The sequence below is a fragment of the Shewanella sp. MBTL60-007 genome (assembly GCF_019654915.1).
GTDB lineage: Bacteria > Pseudomonadota > Gammaproteobacteria > Enterobacterales > Shewanellaceae > Shewanella.
The window spans coordinates 20,541-38,776 of the sequence record NZ_BPET01000023.1; the positions used below are offsets into that span (position 1 = coordinate 20,541).

Annotated in this window: 14 protein-coding genes; all 14 read left to right on the plus strand. The window is 46.0% G+C overall.

Features of this window, described 5'->3' with window-relative positions; translation table 11 throughout:
* The first annotated feature begins 106 nt into the window (after positions 1 to 106).
* Complete coding sequence (locus tag K5Q92_RS10360) at positions 107 to 1,786, plus strand: 4Fe-4S binding protein (RefSeq protein ID WP_220768929.1); 1,680 nt, start codon at positions 107 to 109, stop codon at positions 1,784 to 1,786.
* A 10-nt stretch (positions 1,787 to 1,796) separates the two neighbouring features.
* Positions 1,797 to 2,471 carry a molecular chaperone gene (locus K5Q92_RS10365; RefSeq protein WP_220768930.1) on the plus strand — a complete coding sequence of 225 codons (675 nt, stop codon included), beginning with the start codon at positions 1,797 to 1,799 and terminating at the stop codon, positions 2,469 to 2,471.
* 172 nt (positions 2,472 to 2,643) lie between these two features.
* A complete protein-coding gene (locus tag K5Q92_RS10370) occupies positions 2,644 to 2,844 on the plus strand; it encodes a twin-arginine translocation signal domain-containing protein (RefSeq protein WP_012157326.1) in 201 nt (66 codons plus the stop codon).
* A gap of 15 nt (positions 2,845 to 2,859) precedes the next feature.
* Entirely contained in the window at positions 2,860 to 5,709 is a 2,850-nt protein-coding gene (locus K5Q92_RS10375; protein ID WP_220768931.1) for a formate dehydrogenase subunit alpha, read from the plus strand.
* A 26-nt stretch (positions 5,710 to 5,735) separates the two neighbouring features.
* The gene (fdh3B, locus tag K5Q92_RS10380) at positions 5,736 to 6,323 is read left to right on the plus strand and encodes a formate dehydrogenase FDH3 subunit beta (RefSeq protein WP_220768932.1); all 588 of its coding nucleotides are present in this window, start codon (positions 5,736 to 5,738) and stop codon (positions 6,321 to 6,323) included.
* A gap of 53 nt (positions 6,324 to 6,376) precedes the next feature.
* A complete protein-coding gene (locus K5Q92_RS10385) occupies positions 6,377 to 7,384 on the plus strand; it encodes a formate dehydrogenase subunit gamma (RefSeq protein WP_220768933.1) in 1,008 nt (335 codons plus the stop codon).
* A gap of 535 nt (positions 7,385 to 7,919) precedes the next feature.
* Positions 7,920 to 8,117 carry a twin-arginine translocation signal domain-containing protein gene (locus K5Q92_RS10390; protein ID WP_220768934.1) on the plus strand — a complete coding sequence of 66 codons (198 nt, stop codon included), beginning with the start codon at positions 7,920 to 7,922 and terminating at the stop codon, positions 8,115 to 8,117.
* A gap of 18 nt (positions 8,118 to 8,135) precedes the next feature.
* Positions 8,136 to 10,991 carry a formate dehydrogenase subunit alpha gene (locus K5Q92_RS10395; protein ID WP_220768935.1) on the plus strand — a complete coding sequence of 952 codons (2,856 nt, stop codon included), beginning with the start codon at positions 8,136 to 8,138 and terminating at the stop codon, positions 10,989 to 10,991.
* Between the two features lie 29 nt (positions 10,992 to 11,020).
* The gene (fdh3B, locus tag K5Q92_RS10400; RefSeq protein ID WP_220768936.1) at positions 11,021 to 11,590 is read left to right on the plus strand and encodes a formate dehydrogenase FDH3 subunit beta; all 570 of its coding nucleotides are present in this window, start codon (positions 11,021 to 11,023) and stop codon (positions 11,588 to 11,590) included.
* 80 nt (positions 11,591 to 11,670) lie between these two features.
* Positions 11,671 to 12,654, plus strand: coding sequence for a formate dehydrogenase subunit gamma (locus K5Q92_RS10405; protein ID WP_220768937.1), 984 nt, complete (start codon positions 11,671 to 11,673; stop codon positions 12,652 to 12,654).
* Between the two features lie 819 nt (positions 12,655 to 13,473).
* Positions 13,474 to 13,671 carry a twin-arginine translocation signal domain-containing protein gene (locus K5Q92_RS10410; protein WP_220768938.1) on the plus strand — a complete coding sequence of 66 codons (198 nt, stop codon included), beginning with the start codon at positions 13,474 to 13,476 and terminating at the stop codon, positions 13,669 to 13,671.
* An 18-nt stretch (positions 13,672 to 13,689) separates the two neighbouring features.
* Positions 13,690 to 16,563 (plus strand): formate dehydrogenase subunit alpha, encoded by a 2,874-nt coding sequence (locus K5Q92_RS10415; protein WP_220768939.1) that lies wholly within the window; start codon positions 13,690 to 13,692, stop codon positions 16,561 to 16,563.
* Between the two features lie 29 nt (positions 16,564 to 16,592).
* Complete coding sequence (gene fdh3B, locus K5Q92_RS10420; RefSeq protein WP_220768940.1) at positions 16,593 to 17,162, plus strand: formate dehydrogenase FDH3 subunit beta; 570 nt, start codon at positions 16,593 to 16,595, stop codon at positions 17,160 to 17,162.
* A 75-nt stretch (positions 17,163 to 17,237) separates the two neighbouring features.
* Positions 17,238 to 18,221, plus strand: coding sequence for a formate dehydrogenase subunit gamma (locus K5Q92_RS10425; protein ID WP_220768941.1), 984 nt, complete (start codon positions 17,238 to 17,240; stop codon positions 18,219 to 18,221).
* Positions 18,222 to 18,236 lie beyond the last annotated feature (15 nt).

Sequence of the window (18,236 nt, forward strand, 5' to 3'; positions counted from 1 at the left end):
TGTGAATTGCTGTATTAGGACTAATTAAAAGCTGGCGCTAATAAAAAGCGGTTAAAAGCAGCGACACTAATATAGAAGCAGCCAAAGAACTGTTCAGGAACGCAATGTGAGCAATAGTGAAACACAGGTTGGACTCAAAGAGGTTCGACAGAAGGTCCTTGCTGGGACTCAGGTGATTCAAAACCTGATCCCGCCGACCGTTAGCTACACCACCGAAGGTAACGTTCTCGTTATCGGGCCAGAAGATTTGGCACGTTTAGCGGCTGATAAGTTATCTAACATGGGGCAGTGTGCCATTTTGGCCAATGAGCCTATCACTAGCCAAGACGAAGCCCACTTGGAAAAAGTAATGACTGCCGCAGAAAATGTGGAAAGTTATTATAACAAACTTATTGAAATCAAAGGTTTCTTAGGTCAATTCCAAGTTAAGGTTGAGCATGACAGTGGCAGTGCTGAACTAAGTACGGTTGCTATTCGCAAAGCCCACTTCGACTTAATTCTCGATCTAAGCATGAGCCCTTGCATCAACCTTGAAATGCTACCGCCTGGTTATTTCTACGTGGGTCAAGATCAAGCTAAGTTGGATGAAGCATTAGAGCAACTTCCAGATCTTATTGGCTCATTCGATAAGCCGCGCTACGTTAAAGTGAACAGCGAAATTTGTGCTCATTATCGTAATGGTAATGAGGGCTGCACCCGCTGTTTAAATTTCTGTCCAGCGGATGCGATTGCTAGCGTAGAAAAGAAAATCGAAATCGACCCTTACCTATGTCACGGTGCTGGTAGCTGTACTAATGCGTGCCCAACTGGTGCGATTAGCTATGATCTTCCGACTCCGCAAGCCATGCACACATATCTGCAAAAGCTAGTCACTAGTTTCCGCTCTCAGGCGCAAACTGCACCAGTTATTCTTTTCCATGATATGGGTAAAGGTGCACAGTTGGTGACTGATGCATTAGCCGGTGAGATCATTCCTATTGAACTGGAAGAGATCACAGTTGCGAGCATGGATCACTGGATGTCTGCATTGGCATGGGGTGCTCGTCAGGTATTGATTCTGCAAACAGATGCCACTGCGCCAACACTCACACAGATGTTGCAGGGTGAACTAGCATTAGCCAACGATATTCTCGATGAGATGGGCCAACCACAGCGTATTAGTGTTATCACTGAAGCGCACTTAACAGAAGTGGGTGCTAAGGATCTTTCTGAGCTGCTTATTACCAGTGCTAGCTGGCCAGTCATTGTTCCTGCTGAATTTGCGGCAACGACCAAGCGTGAAACGATTTACAACGCAATCGATCACCTAAATGAGCAGGCTGCATCAGTCGATACTTGTCTTTCTCAAAGTAATATTCCATATGGCCGAGTGAGCGTTAACACCGAGAACTGTACCTTGTGTATGTCTTGTGTGTCGACCTGTCCAACGATGGCATTGACCGACGGTGGCGATCTACCAGCTCTCAATTTTGTTGAACAAGATTGTGTACAGTGTGGGCTCTGTGAGACAGCCTGTCCTGAGAAAGTCATCAGCTTAACGCCTCAGGTGAATCTTGATAAAGCTGCACGTCAGACGCGTCAAACCTTACATGAGGAAGCTCCTTTCGAATGTATTACTTGCGGCACGCCGTTCGCGACACAATCTATGGTGAAACGGATGTTAGATGTCGTGGGTACCCACAGTGCCTTTAGCGCTAACACAGACCGCTTAAAAATGTGTGGTGACTGTCGAGTCAAAGACATGTTTGAAGACATTCTTCAAGATCCTGAAAAGCAACTGCGATAAGAGTTTAACTATGACCGAATTTGTAAGAGAAGTTTCAGAAAACGATCAGTTAAGAGCCGATATTTATCAGTTGCTAGCTGCATTATTGCGTCGTCAACCAAGCCCTGAGCTGCTTGCGTTCTTGTCAGGCTTAGAGATTGATGCCGATGATGACAGCGATATGACTAAAGCTTGGGTGGGTCTAAAGTTGGCCGCTCAGCAGTTTAGTGATGAACAGCTTGAAGATGAGTATTTCAACATTTTCCTAGGTGTGGGCAGTGGTGAAATCTTGCCATACGGCAGCTGGTTTATGACAGGTTCATTGATGGACAAGCCATTAGCCTTGCTGCGTAACGACCTGATGCAGCTTGGTTTTGAGCGTGAAGAAGACGTTAAAGAGCCTGAAGATCACGTGGCTGCGCTGTGTGAAGTGATGGGAACCTTGATCTTAGAGGCACCAGGCTATCGTCAGCTCGCTTTCTATCAGCGCCACATGGGCAGCTGGATTGAACGTTTCTGCGATAACTTAGCTAAGGCGCCAAGTGCTGCGTTTTATGCAACGGTAGCGCAGTTGGCAAAGGCATTTTTCGTTATCGAAGCTAAAGAGTTTGAACAATTGAGTTTAGACATTCCTGTTAACTGCCCAGGCAGTGAAGCAGAAAAGTCGGAAAAGATTGAGCCTTCTACCAATGAGTTAGCGTCTTAATCGCTATCGGTAGAGGTTTAGATTTATGTCAGTTCAGCGTTTGTGGTTAATCGATAGGCCTGAGCTGACATAGACAAAACAGGGGGTCTTTTTAACAAGGATCCAATAAGAACTGGATAGAGAGTTGAACTTTAACTTCCTATCTTAATTTCAGTAAATCTAAGGAGACACTATGAAGAAGCAAGCTTCCGACATGGGCCGTCGTCAATTGCTTAAGGCTTTGGCAATCGGCGGTGCGGCTGGCGCAGTTGCAACTGCCAGTGGACAAGCTCTTGCTGCACAGCCAGAAATCGCACCTAAAGCGAAAAAAGGCAGCGGTTACCAAGAGTCTGACCATGTTCGTAGTTATTACGACACATTGCGCAGTAAATAATTAAAGGAGAGTGTGATGCGATTAACCCGCAAAACAGACCAAGCTGCTACAAGCAACAAGGCAGTCTTAGGTTTAAACCGTCGCCAATTCCTCAAGTCCGCGAGCCTCGCGACAGGCGGTATTGCAGCGGCATCGATGCTAGGCGCAGGAATGATGCGCAAAGCCGAAGCAAAAGATATTCCCCACGACACCCCCACCGAAACTAAACGTACTATCTGTTCTCACTGTTCTGTAGGCTGCGGTGTTTATGCCGAAGTCCAAAATGGCGTATGGACAGGCCAAGAACCTGCATTCGATCACCCATTTAACGCGGGTGGACACTGTGCAAAAGGTGCGGCTCTACGTGAGCATGGACACGGTGAAAAGCGTCTTAAGTATCCAATGAAGTTAGAAGGCGGCAAGTGGAAGCGTCTTTCATGGGATCAAGCGATTGAAGAAGTTGGCCAAAAAGCACTAGATATCCGTAAAGAATCGGGTCCTGACTCTATATTCTTCATGGGTAGTGCAAAGTTCTCTAACGAACAAGCTTATATGTACCGCAAATTTGCGGCAATGTGGGGCACGAACAACGTCGACCACTCTGCACGTATTTGTCACTCTACCACTGTAGCCGGTGTTGCAAACACTTGGGGCTATGGTGCGCAAACCAACTCTTTCAACGATATTCGCAATGCTAAGGCGATGATGTTCATCGGCTCAAACCCTTGTGAAGCTCACCCAGTTTCGATGCAACATATTCTGGAAGGTAAAGAGCGCGGCGCGAAGATTATCGTTGTCGACCCTCGTTTCACCCGAACTGCAGCTAAGTCTGACGAGTTCGTGCATATTCGTCCTGGTACGGATATTCCTTTCATTTATGGTCTGCTTTGGCACATTTTTGAGAACGGCTGGGAAGATCAAACCTTCATCGATCAACGTGTTTACGGTATGGAACGTATCCGTGAAGAGGTGAAGAAATACCCTCCTGCTGAAGTTGCCAACATTGTCGGCGCAACTGAAGAGCAAATGTACCGCGTAGCTAAGCTATTGGCTGAAACTAAGCCGGGGACAATTGTTTGGTGTATGGGTGGTACTCAGCACCACGTAGGTAATGCCAACACACGTGCTTACTGTATCTTACAGCTAGCCCTAGGTAACATGGGTGTATCAGGTGGTGGTACTAACATCTTCCGTGGCCACGATAACGTACAGGGCGCGACTGACTTCGGTCTATTGTTCGATACGCTACCGGGTTATTACGGTCTTAAGACTGGTTCTTGGAAGCATTGGTGCAACGTTTGGGATTTGGATTACGAATGGGTTAAGAGCCGCTTCGACCAAGAGCCACGTTTAGGTCAAGATCCTATGACCTCGACTGGTATCCCATGTTCACGTTGGCATGATGGTGTACTGGAAGATAAGTCTAAGATTGCCCAGAAAGATAACATCCATATGGCATTCTTCTGGGGCCAGTCGGTTAACACCGAAACCCGTGGTCGTGAAGTGCGTGAAGCATTGAACAAGATGAAGACGGTTGTTGTTGTGGACCCGTTCCCAACAATGGCGGGTGTGATGCATGAGCGTACCGATGGCGTTTACCTGCTACCAGCATGTACTCAGTTTGAAACTTACGGTTCTGTATCGGCTTCAAACCGTTCACTTCAGTGGCGTACAAGGGTTATTGAACCTCTGTTCGAGTCTAAGCCTGACCATGTGATCATGTACAAGCTTGCCAAGAAGTGGGGCATCGATAAAGAGTTCCTCAAGCATATTAAGGTTAATGGTGATGAGCCATTGATTGAAGATATCACTCGTGAATACAACCGTGGTATGTGGACTATTGGTTACACAGGTCAAAGCCCTGAGCGTTTGAAGATGCACCAAGAAAACTGGGGCACATTCGATATTAAATCGCTTGAAGCACCGGGCGGCCCTGCTAAAGGTGAGACATATGGTCTACCTTGGCCATGTTGGGGTACGCCAGAGATGAAGCACCCTGGTACTCAGATCCTGTATCGTACAGGCCGTGAAGTTAAGTACGGTGGTGGTAACTTCCGTGCACGTTATGGTGTTGAACATAACGGCGTTAACATTTTGGCTGAAGGCTCTTACTCTAAGGGCAGTGAAATCAAAGACGGTTATCCAGAATTTACCGACAAGATGCTTAAGCAGCTTGGCTGGTGGGATGACCTTACAGCAGAAGAGAAAGCGGCTGCTGAAGGTAAAAACTGGAAAACAGATATCTCTGGTGGTATTCAGCGTGTGGCTATTGCACATGGTTGTATCCCATACGGTAACGCGAAAGCGCGTTGTATCGTTTGGAACTTCCCTGATGATATCCCACTGCACCGTGAGCCACTATACACACCTCGTCGTGATTTGGTTGCTAAGTACCCAACTTACGAAGACCGTATGGTTGCCCGCCTTCCTACCCTGTATAAGACAATTCAGGATCAGGATTTCAGTAAAGGTTTCCCATTAATCATTACGACTGGCCGTTTGGTTGAGTACGAAGGTGGTGGTGAAGAAACACGTTCTAACCCATGGCTTGCTGAACTACAGCAAGAGATGTTTATCGAGATCAACCCAGCAGATGCTGCCGATCGCGGTATTCGTGATGGTGACGACGTATTCGTTCATAGTCCAGAAGGTGCGAAAATCACCGTTAAGGCTATGGTCATTCCACGAGTTGTACCGGGCGAATGTTTCATGCCATATCACTTCGCGGGTGTATTCGAAGGCAAGAGCCTAGAGAAGAACTACCCAGAAGGCACGGTTCCTTACGTAATTGGCGAAGCTGCTAATACGGTAATGACCTATGGTTATGATGTTGTGACTCAGATGCAAGAGACGAAAGTGAGCTTGTGTCAGGTCAGTAAAGCCTAATTAACTTGATGAGGAGATAAGCCATTATGGCAGTCATGAAATTCCTATGTGACACCAAGCGCTGCATCGAGTGTAACGGTTGCGTCACAGCATGTAAAAACGAAAACGCCTCAGCCATTGGCTGGGGGATCCAGCGCCGTCGCGTGGTTACACTAAATGATGGTGAGCCGGGTGAAGCGTCAATCTCAGTGGCATGTATGCACTGTACAGATGCACCTTGTATGGCAGTTTGTCCTGCAGACTGTTTCTACCGTACTGAAGACGGCATCGTATTACACAACAAAGAAACTTGTATTGGTTGTGGTTACTGCTTCTATGCTTGTCCTTTCGGAGCGCCTCAGTTCCCTAAGAAAACGGCATTTGGTAGTCGCGGTAAGATGGATAAGTGTACTTTCTGTGCTGGTGGTCCAGAGCCTGATTTCTCTGAAGCAGAGCGCAAGTTATACGGTGCAAACCGTATTGCTGAAGGCAAGCTACCTATGTGTGCAGAGCTTTGTGCGACTAAAGCGCTATTAGCGGGTGATGCTGAAGTTGTTTCAAACATCTTCCGTGAGCGCTCGGCCGCACGAGGTGCTCCTGGAGCTATCTGGGGCTACACCCCAACAACTGGCTAGTTTGGCTGAATAGGACTGTGGGTTTCGGCCCGCAGTCCAATAAAGGAGTGAGTATGTTTATGAAATCACTGCGCAGCCTGTTTGCATTGCTAGTTATTCCGTTGATATTTTCAATGGGGTTGGGACATAGTGCTTCAGCAATGGCTGCGGATGACCAAACGAGTCAGCAACAAGCTGCAACCAATGACGCCGATCTATGGCGCGCGGTTAAGGCGGGTGACTCAGGTTACACAGTAGCCAAAGGCATTGAGACTGGTGTGCTAATCAATGTAGTGGGTAATGAAGGAAAGGATGTTCGCAATGAGTATTTAACTCCCGTGATGGGAATTACTGTTGTGGGTGTTTTTGCTGCATTTCTATTTTTCTATTTAGTCAATGGTCCCTCTAAATTGGGCAAAGGCTTTTCCGGAAAAATGGTGCTACGTTGGTCAAAAGCTGATCTATGGATCCACTGGGTATTAGCAACCTCTTGTTTGGCGCTGATCTTCACTGGTCTTAACATCATGTTAGGCAAACACATATTGCAGCCTTATATCGGAGAGGGCCTGTGGGCTGGACTGATTTACGGCAGCAAGACAATACACGATTGGGTCGGGCCGATATTTATCGTGTCTTGGATCCTGTGCGTTGTGAAGTGGATGCCGATGCAGACCTTCAAGATGTATGACTTAAAGTGGTTCCTGGTGGTTGGTGGTTACGTCAACTTTGGACCATTTAAAGGTAAGCATCCTGATAGTGGATTTGCTAACGCCGGTGAAAAGATGTGGTTTTGGAGCTTAACCATTTTTGGTTTGTTTATCGCCGCATCGGGTTTAATGCTTGTACTACCAGGTTTAGATCTGCCGCGTGAAGCTTCGATGGCAGCACTGTTAATCCATGCTATTAGCGCGATTATCATTATCGCATTTACTATCGTTCATATTTGGATGGCAACGGTATTAAGTGAAGGTGGTATGGAGTGTATGGTATCGGGTTACTGCGATGAAAACTGGGCTATCCAGCATCACAATCTTTGGTACGATGAATTGAAAGAGAGTAATAGTATCGTCTATAAAGACTAATACTTACTTAGCTATCAAGTAAAAAATGCCTCGACTTAGTCGGGGCATTTTTATTTCTGAAGCTAGGTAACAACTTACCGCAGATCTAATCAAATCGCTATAGCCATGCTGGCCTCTTAAAATGCAATTTGTATAAAAAAACGTCTTTTAATGATGTAAATGTTAATAATTGGCATTAGTAAAATAAACAGCAGTAATGGATTGTAATTGTTACATTTTTGATAACGAGGTCTGATGTTTATTTTGGGTGTTTTTTGTACTTTCTTATATCTTAGCTTCAGTAAATACGCACAGCTTAACAGTTTTGCCAAAATTCTGGTTAAAGTAGAAATTTAACCGGATTCAGATCAATTTTTTACATACTGAAATTCTTTATATTACTCGGGCTATTTTGTTGGATATCCCTAATAAATAAATGCTTTTCACATTTTAAACATCTGCTTAACAAGAGTTTGGTTTACATTGTGGACGGTAGTGTTATTAGGTTTATCTTAAATTTTTATAACCAGAGTATTCCTTTCTACCAGGAGTAAAAATGAAGAAGCAACAGCCTGATCTGAACCGCAGATCTTTGCTGAAAGCACTGACTATTGGTGGCACTGCAAGTGTCGCTATCGCCGCCACTGGCGTAAGTGTTGCTCAAGCAAGTGAAAGTAAAGTCAGAACAACCAATGACAATGGCTATCATGAAACTGCTCACATTCGCAGTTATTACAATAGCTTACGCGGCTAGTTTAGGAGAAGTAAAGCGATGAAGTTAACTCGCAAATCCAACGCGGCACCAACCGTAGAGAAAAAAACTCTAGGTCTTAGCCGTCGTCAATTTATGAAGCAAGCAGGTATCACATCTGGTGGTATTGCAGCGGCTTCTTTGTTGGGCACTGGCATGATGCGTCGCGCAGAAGCCAAAGATATCCCACATGATGCACCAACTGAAATCAAGCGTACTGTATGTAGCGCTTGTGCGGTAGGTTGTGGTCTATACGCTGAAGTACAAAATGGCGTTTGGACAGGTCAAGAGCCAGCTTTCGATCACCCATTCAATGCCGGCGGTCACTGTGCTAAAGGTGCTGCACTACGTGAACATGGTCATGGTGAGAAGCGTCTTAAGTACCCAATGAAGCTTGTTGATGGCAAGTGGAAAAAATTATCTTGGGAGCAAGCTTTCAACGAAGTTGGCGACCAGATGCAGAGCATTCGTAAAGAATCGGGTCCAGACTCAGTTTACTTCATGGGTAGCGCTAAGTTCTCGAACGAAGGCTGCTACATGTACCGTAAATTTGCGGCAATGTGGGGCACGAACAACGTCGACCACTCTGCACGTATTTGTCACTCTACCACTGTAGCCGGTGTTGCTAACACTTGGGGTTACGGTGCGCAAACTAACTCTTTCAACGATATCCAGAATGCAAATGCAATCTTCTTCATCGGGTCAAACCCTGCTGAAGCGCATCCTGTTGCAATGCAGCATATCTTGATCGCTAAAGAGAAAAACAACGCTAAGATTATCGTGGTTGATCCACGTTTCTCTCGTACTGCAGCTCATGCAGATCTTCACTGTGGCCTACGTCCAGGTACAGATATTCCATTTATCTACGGTATGCTATGGCACATCTTCGAAAACGGTTGGGAAGATAAAACATTTATCGAACAACGTGTATTCGAAATGGATACTATCCGTGAGGAAGTGAAGAAGTTCCCACCGAAAGAAGTCGCTAACATTACAGGTTGTAGCGAAGAAGAAGTTTACCAAGCGGCTAAGTTAATGGCGGAAAACCGTCCAGGTACTGTTGTTTGGTGTATGGGTGGTACTCAGCATCACGTCGGTAACGCGAACACTCGTGCGTACTGTATCCTTCAACTAGCCCTTGGTAACATGGGTGTGTCTGGTGGCGGTACTAACATTTTCCGTGGTCACGACAACGTACAGGGTGCGACAGACTTAGGTCTACTATTCGATACGCTACCAGGCTACTACGGTCTTAAGACCGGCTCTTGGAAGCACTGGTGTAACGTTTGGGACTTGGACTACGATTGGGTTAAAGCGCGTTTCGACCAAAACTCATACCTAGGCCGTATTCCAATGAACACCCCTGGTATTCCTTGTTCACGTTGGCACGATGGTGTTTTAGAAACACCTGAGAAATTAGCGCAGAAAGACCGTGTTCGCATGGCATTCTTCTGGGGCCAATCAGTTAACACTGAAACTCGTCAGAACGATGTTCGTGATGCACTAGACAAGATGGACACTGTAGTTGTTGTGGATCCTTTCCCAACAATGGCGGGTGTTATGCACCGTCGTAAGAATGGTGTTTACCTTCTACCAGCTGCAACTCAGTTCGAAACTCAAGGCTCTGTGTCTAACTCAGGTCGTAGCCAGCAGTGGCGCGAGCAGGTTATTCAGCCTTTATTCGAATCTAAGACTGACCTTGAGATCATGTACCGTCTATCTCAAAAGCTTGGTTTTGCAGACGAATATACTAAGCGTATCGCTAAAGATGCCAACGACGTTCTCGTTATCGAAGACGTGACTCGCGAAATCAACCGCGGTATGTGGACAATTGGTATGTCAGGTCAAAGCCCTGAGCGTATCAAGCAGCACACCATGAACTGGGGCACATTCAGCAACAAGACACTTGAAGCTGCAGGCGGTCCTGCTAAAGGTGATACCTACGGTCTACCTTGGCCATGTTGGGGTACACCAGAACAGAAGCATCCTGGTACTCAGATCCTTTATAACACAAACAAACACGTACTTGAGGGTGGCGGTAACTTCCGTGCTCGTTACGGTGTTGAGTATAAAGGTAAGAACCTGCTTGCTGAAGGCAGCTACTCTAAAGGCGCTGAAATCCAAGACGGTTACCCTGAGTTCACCGCTGACATGCTTAAGCAATTGGGCTGGTGGGATGACCTAACAGCAGCTGAAAAAGCGGAAGCTGAAGGTAAGAACTGGAAGACCGATATCTCTGGTGGTATCCAACGTGTGGCTATGAAGCACGGTTGTATCCCATTCGGTAACGCTAAGGCACGTTGTATTGTTTGGACATTCCCAGACGAAGTACCTGTTCACCGTGAACCGCTATACACGCCACGTCGTGATCTTGTGTCTAAGTACCCAACTTACGCAGACATGCAAGTACACCGTCTACCAACGTTGTACAAGACTATTCAAGACAATGACAACACAGATAAGTACCCATTAGGTTTGACTTCTGGTCGTCTAGTTGAGTACGAAGGTGGTGGTGAAGAATCGCGTTCAAACCCTTGGCTTGCTGAGCTTCAACAAGAGATGTTTGTTGAAATCAACCCTGCTGATGCGGCTGATCGTGGTATTCGTGACGGCGACACTGTATGGCTAGAAGGTGCTGAAGGTGGTCGTATTAAGATCAAGGCAATGGTCACTCCACGCGTTAAGCCTGGTGTAACTTGGATGCCTTACCACTTCGCGGGTGAAATGCACGGCGAAAGCTTAGCACCTAACTACCCAGAAGGTACTGTTCCTTATGTTATCGGTGAATCAGCTAACACTGCATTGACTTATGGTTATGACCCTGTGACTCAGATGCAGGAAACCAAAGCATCGCTATGTCAGATCACTAAAGCCTAAGTGCAGAATTAGCTAGGAGAATTGCCAGAATGGCTACAATGAAATTTTTATGTGATACCAAGCGCTGCATCGAGTGTAACGGTTGTGTCACAGCATGTAAGAACGAAAACGACTCTGCTCTAGAGTGGGGAATTCAACGTCGTCGCGTAGTGACTATCAATGATGGTGAGAAAGGCGAAGCGTCTATCTCAGTAGCTTGTATGCACTGTAGCGATGCACCTTGTATGGCAGTTTGCCCAGCAAACTGTTTCTACAAGACAGAAGATGGCATCGTGCTTCACGACAAAGATACTTGTATCGGTTGTGGTTACTGTCTATATGCTTGCCCATTTGGCGCGCCACAGTTCCCTAAATCAGGTGCGTTCGGTGCTCGCGGTAAGATGGATAAGTGTACTTTCTGTGCAGGCGGCCCAGAAGAGAACTTCTCTGATGCAGAGCGTCAGAAGTACGGTGCAAACCGTATTGCTGAAGGTAAGCTACCTATGTGTGCTGAGTTGTGTGCAACTAAGTCACTACTAGCGGGTGATGCAGAGGTTATCTCTAATATCTTCCGTGAGCGTGTTGCATACCGTGGTTCTAAAAACGCAGTTTGGGGTTAATCAACTTAGGTTGACTAACTTCTAACGTACCCTGAGTGGCTCATTTGCTTGAGTCACTCAGTGGTAAAAGAGGACGTATTATGAACAAATGGTTAAAACACATAGGCGTGGCAATTGCACTGTTATTTAGTGTGTCTGTATTTGCCCACGATGCCCCTAAAGTGGGTGACACTAATGAAGTGAGTAATGGCCAGATCTGGGCTCAGCTAAAAGCTGGCGAAGACGGCTACACGACTTCAAAGAGTGAGTTCCATGGTCAAGCGATCAACACGTATGATCTACGTGTACTTGATTTGCGTAGTGATATTCTTGCTCCAGCGATGATGACAGCTCTTTTCGGCATGATCATCATTTTTGTACTGTTTATCAAAGTGAACGGCATCTCTAAGCTTCACGGTGGATTTTCAGGCAAGCTGGTATATCGCTGGTCTAAGTTTGATGTATCGATTCACTGGCTAGGGGCTATTCCTTGTCTGTTATTAATCCTGACGGGCTTAACGCTGCTTGCTGGACGTTTCTTCTTCCAGCCGTACATAGGCGAAGGCTTCTGGGCTGGTTTAGTTAACGCTGCGAAGCAGATCCACGACATCATGGCGATCCCGTTCATGATTGGTTGGGCGCTAATGACAGTGCTTTGGGCTAAGAACCAGCTACCAAAGATGTATGACCTCAAGTGGATGATGGTTGTTGGTGGTTACATCAACTTCGGTCCATTCAAAGGTAAGCACCCAGATGCAGGTTTTGCAAACGCTGGTGAGAAGCTATGGTTCTGGACTTTCGCTGCTTTCGGTCTAGTTATTTCAGCATCGGGTATGCTGCTGCTATTCCCGAACTTGTTTGAGCCAAGCCGCACGCTAAGCCTAGTGGCGCTAGTTCTTCACTCAGTGAGTGCTATCATCATTACTGCTTTCTCAATCGTGCATATCTTCATGGCAACGATTATGTCTGAAGGTGGTATGGAGTGTATGGTTTCTGGTTACTGTGATGAAACATGGGCAAGCCAGCACCATAACCTTTGGTTTGATGAGATCAAAGAGAACGGTACCCTTAAGTACAAAGATTAATGCTAACTGCATTATCGCCTAAAAAATGCCTCGACTAAGTCGGGGCATTTTTTTGCTTAAAACTTTATAGTAATCAATATACCAAGCAATATCGCAAGTTGAGTATGCGACTACTTGCAAAGCTCTCCTGTACTGAAGATAGCTGACCTAAATGCTCCGCTATTCTGAATCGTTTTTGGCTGCCTACTTCTGCATTAAATAGCTTTATCAAGTATGTGATTAGCGGGTTAACAGCGCAGTTGTCACGGCATTGCCCAGAGCGATTTCCATGCTCTGTAGCCCGTATTATTTTCACTTAAGTTAAACGCTGTTAAGAGTTTGCACCGTTCAGCTTTTACTTACTTTAGTTAAGTCTTATTTTGTCACCAAAAAACAACAAACCTACACCATAAAGTAGCTATATTCGCTTTTATTACTCGATAATGGCGGTTTAGTGGAAACAGGTGTTAATACTTGGTGTTAATGATCTAAACTTGTATAAGTTACTGACTATTGGTTTATTTTTGTTGTTTTTATTTGTGTTTAAGGCGGAATTATTTGGGGTTGAGCGTTAGTTTGTCTTTTAAAATATGCTTTAGTTAACGTTTTTATTCTGATTTCTTTAAAATTGGATGTTTTATCAGATTTGTATCAACTTTTTGGCATTTGAAATTCTTTATATTACGGCGGCTATATTGGGGGTAGCTCTAATAAATATACACTTTTTACAATGTTAAGTGCTTGATTAACAGGCGGTTAACCTGCGTTGCAAGTCGTAGCGTTATTGGATCTATCTTAAGTGTTTATAAACGAAACTATTCCTTCCTACTAGGAGTGAAAATGAAGAAGCAACAGCCTGATCTGAACCGCAGATCTTTGCTGAAAGCACTGACTATCGGTGGCACCGCAAGTGTCGCTATCGCCGCTACTGGCGTAAGTGTTGCTCAAGCAAGTGAAAGTAAAGTTAGCACAAATAATGACAACGGCTATCATGAAACTGCACATATCCGCAGTTATTACAATAGCTTACGCGGCTAGTCTAGGAGAAGTAAAGCGATGAAGTTAACTCGCAAATCTAACGCGGCACCTACTGTAGAGAAAAAGACTCTAGGTATTAGCCGTCGTCAGTTTATGAAGCAAGCCGGTATCACTTCTGGTGGTATTGCAGCAGCTTCTTTATTGGGCACAGGCATGATGCGTAAAGCTGAAGCCAAGGTTCAAACTGTTGCGCACGATGCACCAACAGAAATCAAGCGTACAGTATGTAGTGCTTGTGCGGTAGGTTGTGGTTTATACGCTGAAGTTCAAAATGGTGTCTGGACAGGTCAAGAGCCTGCATTCGACCATCCATTCAACTCTGGCGGTCACTGTGCTAAAGGCGCGAGCCTGCGTTACCACACGCATTCTTATAAGCGTGTTAAGTACCCAATGAAGCTTGAAGGCGGTAAGTGGAAGAAGCTTTCATGGGAGCAGGCTGTATCTGAAATCGGTGACAAGATGCTTGAGATCAATCAAACATCAGGTCCAGACTCAGTTTACTTCATGGGTAGTGCTAAGTTCTCAAACGAAGGTGCATACATGTACCGTAAGTTTGCGGCTATGTGGGGTACAAACAACGTTGACCATTCAGCGCGTATCTGTCACTCAACTACTGTTGCTGGTGTTGCGAACACTTGGGGTTATGGTGCACAAACCAACTCTTTCAACGATATTCGTAACGCAAAAAATATCTTCCTGATTGGGGCAAACCCAGCAGAGGCGCATCCTGTTGCGATGCAGCACATTCTTATCGCTAAAGAGCGCGGTGCGACTATTACTGTTGCTGATCCACGTTTCTCTCGCACTATGGCTCACGCCGATATTCACCTACCATTACGTCCTGGTACCGATATTCCTTTGGTTTACGGTCTAATGTGGCACATTTTCGAAAATGGTTGGGAAGATAAAGAATTCATCCGTACACGTGCTTATGGCATGGACAAGATCCGTGAAGAAGCTGCACGTTGGACTCCTGAAGAAGTTGAAAACGTCACTGGCGTATCTCGCGATGCAGTTTATGCAGCTGCGAAGCAAATGGCGACTAACCGTCCAGGTACTGTAATTTGGTGTATGGGTGGTACTCAGCATCACGTTGGTAACGCTAACACGCGTATGTACTCTATCCTGCAGCTAGTGCTAGGTAACATGGGTGTGTCTGGTGGTGGTACTAACATTTTCCGTGGCCATGACAACGTTCAAGGCGCAACGGACATGGGTCTGCTATTCGATAACTTACCAGGCTACTACGGCGTTGGTGAAGGCGCATGGCACCACTGGTCTCGCGTATGGGATCTACCATATGAATCAGTTAAAGCACGTTTCGACCAAAAGTCTTACTTAGGTCGTAGCCCAATGACAACACCAGGTATGCCATGTTCTCGCTGGCAAGATGGTGTGTTAGAAGCGAAAGACAAACTTGCTCAAAAAGATAACCTACGTCTAGCATTCTTCTGGGGTCAGTCAATCAACACTGAAACTCGTCAGATGGAAGTACGTGATGCATTGGACAAGTTAGAAACAGTCGTAGTTGTTGACCCGTATCCAACAATGGCGGGTGTTATGCACCGTCGTAAAGATGGCGTTTACTTGCTACCTGCTGCGACTCAGTTTGAGTGTGAGGGTTCAGTAAACAACTCTGGCCGTAGTGCACAGTGGCGTCAACAGGTTGTTGAGCCAATGTTCGAGTCTAAGAATGACCTAGAAATCATGTACCGCTTAGCGAAGCATGTAGGTATTGCTGACACATGGACCAAGCATATCAAGGTTAATGGCAACATGCCTGATCCTGATGACATCATGCGTGAATACGCTAAAGGTATGCGTTCAATCGGTTACACAGGTTGGAGCCCAGAGCGTATCCGTGCTCACACCATGAACTGGGGTGATTTCTCTTCAGAAACACTAGAAGCACCAGGTGGCGTGAATAAGGGGGAAACTTACGGTCTACCTTGGCCATGTTGGGGTACTCCAGAGCAGAAGCATCCAGGTTCACAGATTCTATACCGCACAGGTATGAACGTTAACCAAGGTGGTGGTAACTTCCGTGCTCGTTTCGGTGTTGAGCATGAAGGCGTTAGCATTCTAGCTGAAGATTCAGCTTCTGTTGGTGCTGATATCCAAGATGGTTACCCACAATTCGATGACAAGATGTTGAAGCAACTTGGCTGGTGGGATGAGCTAACAGCTGAAGAGAAAGCACTAGCTGAAAACCGTACTTGGTCTACTGACTTAGGCGGCGGTATCGTACGTGTTGCGCTAGCACACAACATGGTGCCATACGGTAACGCTAAAGCACGTTGTCGCGTTTGGACTTTCCCAGACGAAGTGCCTGTTCACCGTGAGCCAATCTACACTTCACGTCGTGATCTAATTGAGAAGTACCCAACTCATAACGACATGCAAGTACACCGTCTACCAACGTTATTCAAGACGTTGCAAGACAAAGTGATCTCTGACGATCTAGATAAGAAGTACCCACTAATCGTAACTTCTGGCCGTTTGGTTGAGTACGAAGGTGGTGGTGAAGAATCGCGTTCTTGCCCATGGCTTGCTGAGCTTCAGCAAGAGATGTTCATCGAAATTAACCCAGCAGACGCTGCTGATCGCGGTCTACGTGACGGTGATGACGTTTGGGTTGAAGGCGCTGAAGGTGGTCGTATCCTAATTAAGGCGATGGTAACTCCACGCGTTAAGCCAGGTGTGACTTGGATGCCTTATCACTTTGCGGGTGTTATGCATGGTGAAGATCTGCAATACCCAGAATCGGGTGGCATTAGCACTAAACCTTACATTGTTGGTGAGTCAGCAAACACGGTAATGACTTATGGTTATGACCCTGTGACTCAGATGCAGGAAACTAAAGCATCACTTTGTCAGATTGCTAAAGCATAATTGCAGTATTCGCTAGGAGAATTGCCAGAATGGCTACAATGAAATTTTTATGTGATACCAAGCGCTGCATCGAGTGTAACGGTTGTGTCACAGCTTGTAAGAACGAAAACGACTCTGCTCTAGAGTGGGGAATTCAACGTCGTCGCGTAGTGACTATCAATGATGGTGAGAAAGGCGAAGCGTCTATCTCAGTAGCATGTATGCACTGTAGCGATGCACCTTGTATGGCAGTTTGCCCAGCAAACTGTTTCTACAAGACAGAAGATGGCATCGTACTTCACGACAAAGATACTTGTATCGGTTGTGGTTACTGCCTATACGCTTGCCCATTCGGCGCACCTCAGTTCCCTAAAAAGGGTGCGTTTGGTGCTCGTGGCGTTATGGACAAGTGTACTTTCTGTGCAGGCGGCCCAGAAGAGAACTTCTCTGATGCAGAGCGTCAGAAGTACGGTGCAAACCGTATTGCTGAAGGTAAGCTACCTATGTGTGCTGAGTTGTGTGCAACTAAGTCACTACTAGCGGGTGACGCAGAAGTTGTTTCTGCAATCTTCCGTGAGCGTGTTGCATACCGTGGTTCTAACAAAAATGTTTGGGGCTAAGCCTTAGACATTGAGTTAGTCCATAATCGCTGCAAGCTGTCTACCTTAGGTGGCTTGCAGCAATCAGGAGTTGATATGAACAAATGGTTCAAACACATAGGCGTGGCAATTGCACTGTTCTTCAGTGTATCTGTATTTGCCCATGCTACTGACAAAGTGGGTGACACGATTGAAGTTAATAACGGCCAAGTCTGGGCTCAGCTAAAGGCTGGCGAAGAGGGACGTACAACTTCAACAAGTGAGTTCCACGGTCAAGCGATTAACACGTATGACCTACGTGTTCTTGACTTGCGTAGTGATATTCTTGCTCCAGCGATGATGGCAGCCCTTTTTGGCATGATTATCATCTTTGTACTGTTTATCAAAGTGAACGGCATCTCTAAGCTTCATGGCGGTTTCTCTGGTAAGCTGGTATATCGCTGGTCTAAGTTTGATGTATCGATTCACTGGCTAGGTGCGATTCCTTGCCTACTATTGATTCTGACAGGCTTAACCCTGCTTGCAGGACGTTTCTTCTTCCAGCCGTACATAGGTGAAGGCTTCTGGGCTGGCCTAGTTAACGGTGCGAAGCAGATCCACGACATCATGGCAATTCCGTTCATGATTGGTTGGGCGCTAATGACAGTGCTTTGGGCTAAGAACCAGCTACCAAAGATGTACGACCTTAAGTGGATGATGGTTGTTGGTGGTTACATCAACTTCGGCCCATTCAAAGGTAAGCACCCAGATGCAGGTTTTGCTAACGCTGGTGAGAAGCTATGGTTCTGGACTTTCGCAGCTTTTGGTCTAGTTGTTTCGGCATCAGGTATGCTGCTGCTATTCCCGAACTTGTTCGAGCCTAGCCGTACACTAAGCCTAGTGGCACTAATTCTTCACTCTGTTGCAGCTATCATCATCACTGCTTTCTCAATCGTACATATCTTCATGGCAACGATTATGTCTGAAGGTGGTATGGAGTGTATGGTTTCTGGTTACTGTGATGAAACATGGGCAAGCCAGCACCATAACCTTTGGTTCGATGAGATCAAAGAGAACGGTACCCTTAAGTATAAAGAGTAATCCTCTCTACACTTA

Bases quoted from the DNA above. Each gene is read 5' to 3' on its own strand.
- fdh3B (WP_220768932.1), top strand. From the start codon at position 5,736: ATGGCAGTCATGAAATTCCTATGTGACACCAAGCGCTGCATCGAGTGT.
- K5Q92_RS10370 (WP_012157326.1), top strand. From the start codon at position 2,644: ATGAAGAAGCAAGCTTCCGACATGGGCCGTCGTCAATTGCTTAAGGCT.
- fdh3B (WP_220768936.1), top strand. From the start codon at position 11,021: ATGGCTACAATGAAATTTTTATGTGATACCAAGCGCTGCATCGAGTGT.
- K5Q92_RS10395 (WP_220768935.1), top strand. From the start codon at position 8,136: ATGAAGTTAACTCGCAAATCCAACGCGGCACCAACCGTAGAGAAAAAA.
- K5Q92_RS10375 (WP_220768931.1), top strand. From the start codon at position 2,860: ATGCGATTAACCCGCAAAACAGACCAAGCTGCTACAAGCAACAAGGCA.
- fdh3B (WP_220768940.1), top strand. From the start codon at position 16,593: ATGGCTACAATGAAATTTTTATGTGATACCAAGCGCTGCATCGAGTGT.
- K5Q92_RS10425 (WP_220768941.1), top strand. From the start codon at position 17,238: ATGAACAAATGGTTCAAACACATAGGCGTGGCAATTGCACTGTTCTTC.
- K5Q92_RS10385 (WP_220768933.1), top strand. From the start codon at position 6,377: ATGTTTATGAAATCACTGCGCAGCCTGTTTGCATTGCTAGTTATTCCG.
- K5Q92_RS10390 (WP_220768934.1), top strand. From the start codon at position 7,920: ATGAAGAAGCAACAGCCTGATCTGAACCGCAGATCTTTGCTGAAAGCA.
- K5Q92_RS10415 (WP_220768939.1), top strand. From the start codon at position 13,690: ATGAAGTTAACTCGCAAATCTAACGCGGCACCTACTGTAGAGAAAAAG.
- K5Q92_RS10410 (WP_220768938.1), top strand. From the start codon at position 13,474: ATGAAGAAGCAACAGCCTGATCTGAACCGCAGATCTTTGCTGAAAGCA.
- K5Q92_RS10405 (WP_220768937.1), top strand. From the start codon at position 11,671: ATGAACAAATGGTTAAAACACATAGGCGTGGCAATTGCACTGTTATTT.
- K5Q92_RS10365 (WP_220768930.1), top strand. From the start codon at position 1,797: ATGACCGAATTTGTAAGAGAAGTTTCAGAAAACGATCAGTTAAGAGCC.